The following is a 3,025-nucleotide window of genomic DNA, read 5'->3' as shown; positions in this document are numbered from 1 at the left end:
GTCGCCGCCGGGATGGCCGAACGCTTCTCGCGCCGTGCCGGGCTGATCGCGGATCAGCTGTCGGGGGTGAACGGGCTTTACGTCCACCGGCCCGAGGCGGGCATGTTCGCGCTGGTCGATGTCCGCGCTACCGGCCTGTCGGGCGAGGAGTTCGCGCTTGGTCTTCTGGACCGCCAGAAGGTCGCGGTCATGCCGGGCGAAAGTTTCGGCGCGGGGCTGAACGGCTGGCTGCGGCTCAGCCTCACCCAACCGGACGAGCTGGTGGTCGAGGCCACCTCGCGCATTGCCGCCCATGCGGCCAGCCTGTTGGGGAATGCAGCATGACCACCGTCGGCATCCGTCTGGTCGAAGGGCTGATCGCCCGCGGCATCGACACCGTCTTCGGCATCCCCGGCGTCCACACGATCGAGCTTTACCGCGGCCTCGCCGCCGCCGGGGACAAGATCCGCCATGTCACCCCCCGCCACGAACAGGGCGCGGGCTTCATGGCCGACGGCTATGCCCGCGTCGCGGGCAAGCCCGCCGCAGCCTTCGTCATCACCGGGCCGGGACTGACCAACACGATCACCGCCATGGCACAGGCCAGGGCGGATTCGGTGCCGATGCTGGTCGTCTCGGGCCTTGGGCGCAGCGACACGCTGGGCAAGGGGCTTGGCCGGCTGCATGAGCTTCCCGATCAGGGCGCGATGATCGCCACGCTCTGCCATACGGAGACCGTGACCGATCCGAAGAAACTGGGCGAGGTGCTGGACCGCGCCTTCGCCGCGATGACCTCGGGGCGGCCGGGGCCGGCGCATATCCAGATCTCGACTAACATGATGGGCCAGCCCTGCCCCGCCCTGCCGCCTCCGGTCGTGGCGGCGGCAGCGGTGCCCCTGCCGATGGGCCGGATGCGCAGCATCGCCAATGCGTTGAACAATGCCGAGCGGATCGTGATCCTTGCCGGTGGCGGCACGCGCGGCGCGCATGACGAACTGCGCAAGCTGGCCGAGATGCTGGACGCCCCCGTGGTCCTGACCGCCAATGCCCGTGGCGCGCTGCATGGCCACCGGCTTTGCGTGCCTGCCTCACCCAGCCTGAATTCGGTCCGCAAGCTGATTGCCGAGGCCGACCAGGTGCTGGCCGTGGGGACCGAGATCGGCCCGACGGATTACGACGTCTATGCCAAGGGCGGCGTGCCGGACCTGTCGGGGATGATCCGCATCGACATCTGCGCCGACCAGCTGGGCCGCCACCCGGCAAAGATGCCGATCAAGGCCGACGCCGGGCCGATGATGGCGGCGCTTCTGGGGATGATCCTGCCCGCCAACCGCGATGGCGCGCGCCGGGCCGCCACAACGCGGGACGCCGCGCGGGCCGAGCTGGCGACGCTGGGCGACCAGCTGCCCATGCAGCTTGAAATGGTCGAGGCGATCCGCGCGGCGATGCCGGGGGCGACCATCGTCGGCGACAGCACGCAGCCGGTCTATGCCGCGAACCTGTATTATGACCACGACCGCCCCGGCGGCTGGTTCAACGCGGCGACCGGCTATGGCGCGCTTGGCTTCGGCCCCGGCGCGGCGGTCGGCGCGGCGCTGGCGGCCCCCGGCACCCCGGTCGTCTGCCTGATCGGGGATGGCGGGCTTCAGTTCAGCCCCGGCGAGTTGCGGACCGCCGTCGATGAGAAGCTGCCGATCACCTACATCGTCTGGAACAACGCCGGCTTCCGCGAGATCGCCGACACGATGCGCCAGTACAAGGTGCCCGAGATCATCGGCTGCGACCCCTCGCCCCTGGACATGCAGCATTTCGCGATGGCCTGCGACATGCTCTTTGCCGCCGTGCCGCCCGACCCGGAGGAACTGGCCGAGATGCTGGCCACGCCGCACGACGGCCCGCGCTTTCTGGAGATTCAGGTCCGCTGACGCGCCAGAAGCGGGACCAGCAGGAACACCGCGCCCACCATGCAGGCGGCCCAGAGGAAGGCCGCCCGCAGCCCGAAGGTCCCGGCAATCAGGCCCAGAAGCGGCGGGCCGAAGAAATAGCCGAAATAGCCCAGCAGCGTGGCGCGTGCGATGGCACGGGCGCGGACCTCGGGATGGCTCAGCTGGCCCACCAGCGAAAAGGCCGTGGGCGCCAGGACCGAGGCGCCGATCCCCATGACGAAGAAGCCGGCATAGGCCCCAAGTGGGCTGCCCGCCTGCGACGCGATCCCCGCGCCGATCGCCGCCACCACAGCGCCGATCCGCAGCAGGGTATAGGGGTTCACCCTGCCCGCCAGCCATTGCCCGCCCAGCCGCGCAAAGCCCATGGTCAGGGCCAGCATCGCGGGGCCAAGCGCGCCTTCCTCGGGGCTGCCGCCCAGGGTCTTCTCGATATGCAGGGCCGACCAGTTCTCAGCCGCGTTCTCGGTCATGAAGGCGATGAGGACGATCCCGCCGCCGATCACCGGGATCAGACCCAAGGGCAGGGCCGTGCCGTCCTTCGGCTTGCGCAGGCCGTCGATCCGCCCGTCCCGCTCCAGCGTCAGGGCCGCGCAGGCGAGGCCCAGAAGGCCCATCACCCCCATCACCCAGCCCGGCCCCCAGCCCGCGCCGCGCATCGCTCCGGTCAGGATCGCGCCCCCGGCATAGCCGAAGGAATAGACGGCATGGGCAAGGTTCATCAGATGCAGCCGCCGCGCGTTCTCCATCGCCGAGACGCGGGCGTTCATCAGGACATCGGTCAATCCCGTCCCCGCACCTGCGCAGGCCATGGCAAGCGGGAACATCCAGACCGCCCAGACCTGACCCGGCAGGATGAACCCCAGCGCCATCAGCGCCGTGGCCAGAGGCAGCGCCACCCGCCCCATCGCCGCTCCGAAGGCCGGGGCCAGCAGCATCGCCGTGATCGCGGCCAGCGGCGTGAAGAACAAGAGAAGCCCCAGCTCGGCCTCATCCACGCCGAGCATCGCCTTCAGGTCCGGCAGCGCCGCCGCGAAGGTCCCCCAGAGCAGACCCATCGCCCCGAAGGCCGCCAGCGCGGGGCGCGAATAGGCAAGGGTGGC

Annotated in this window: 3 protein-coding genes; 2 read left to right on the top strand and 1 reads right to left on the bottom strand. The window is 70.3% G+C overall.

Annotation, left to right across the window (positions count from 1 at the left end):
- Both QAR72_RS15565 and QAR72_RS15560 read left to right on the top strand, forming a co-directional pair.
- Positions 1-324 (top strand): aminotransferase class I/II-fold pyridoxal phosphate-dependent enzyme (locus tag QAR72_RS15565; RefSeq protein WP_304618288.1); only part of this gene is annotated, 324 nt, incomplete at its 5' end.
- Positions 321-1,904, top strand: a complete 1,584-nt coding sequence (locus QAR72_RS15560) for a 5-guanidino-2-oxopentanoate decarboxylase (protein ID WP_304618287.1) — start codon at positions 321-323, stop codon at positions 1,902-1,904. The genes QAR72_RS15565 and QAR72_RS15560, both read left to right, overlap by 4 nt.
- Here QAR72_RS15560 and QAR72_RS15555 read toward each other — a convergent pair.
- Positions 1,892-3,025: MFS transporter (locus QAR72_RS15555; protein WP_442953588.1), on the bottom strand; the 1,134-nt coding region annotated here is incomplete at its 5' end. The two genes, QAR72_RS15560 and QAR72_RS15555, sit on opposite strands and share 13 nt — an antisense overlap.

This window comes from Paracoccus sp. (in: a-proteobacteria), from assembly GCF_030604785.1.
In the GTDB taxonomy this organism is placed as follows: Bacteria; Pseudomonadota; Alphaproteobacteria; order Rhodobacterales; family Rhodobacteraceae; genus Paracoccus.
The sequence above is the reverse complement of the archived record's forward strand: the minus strand, read 5'-3'. Positions and strand labels throughout refer to the sequence as shown.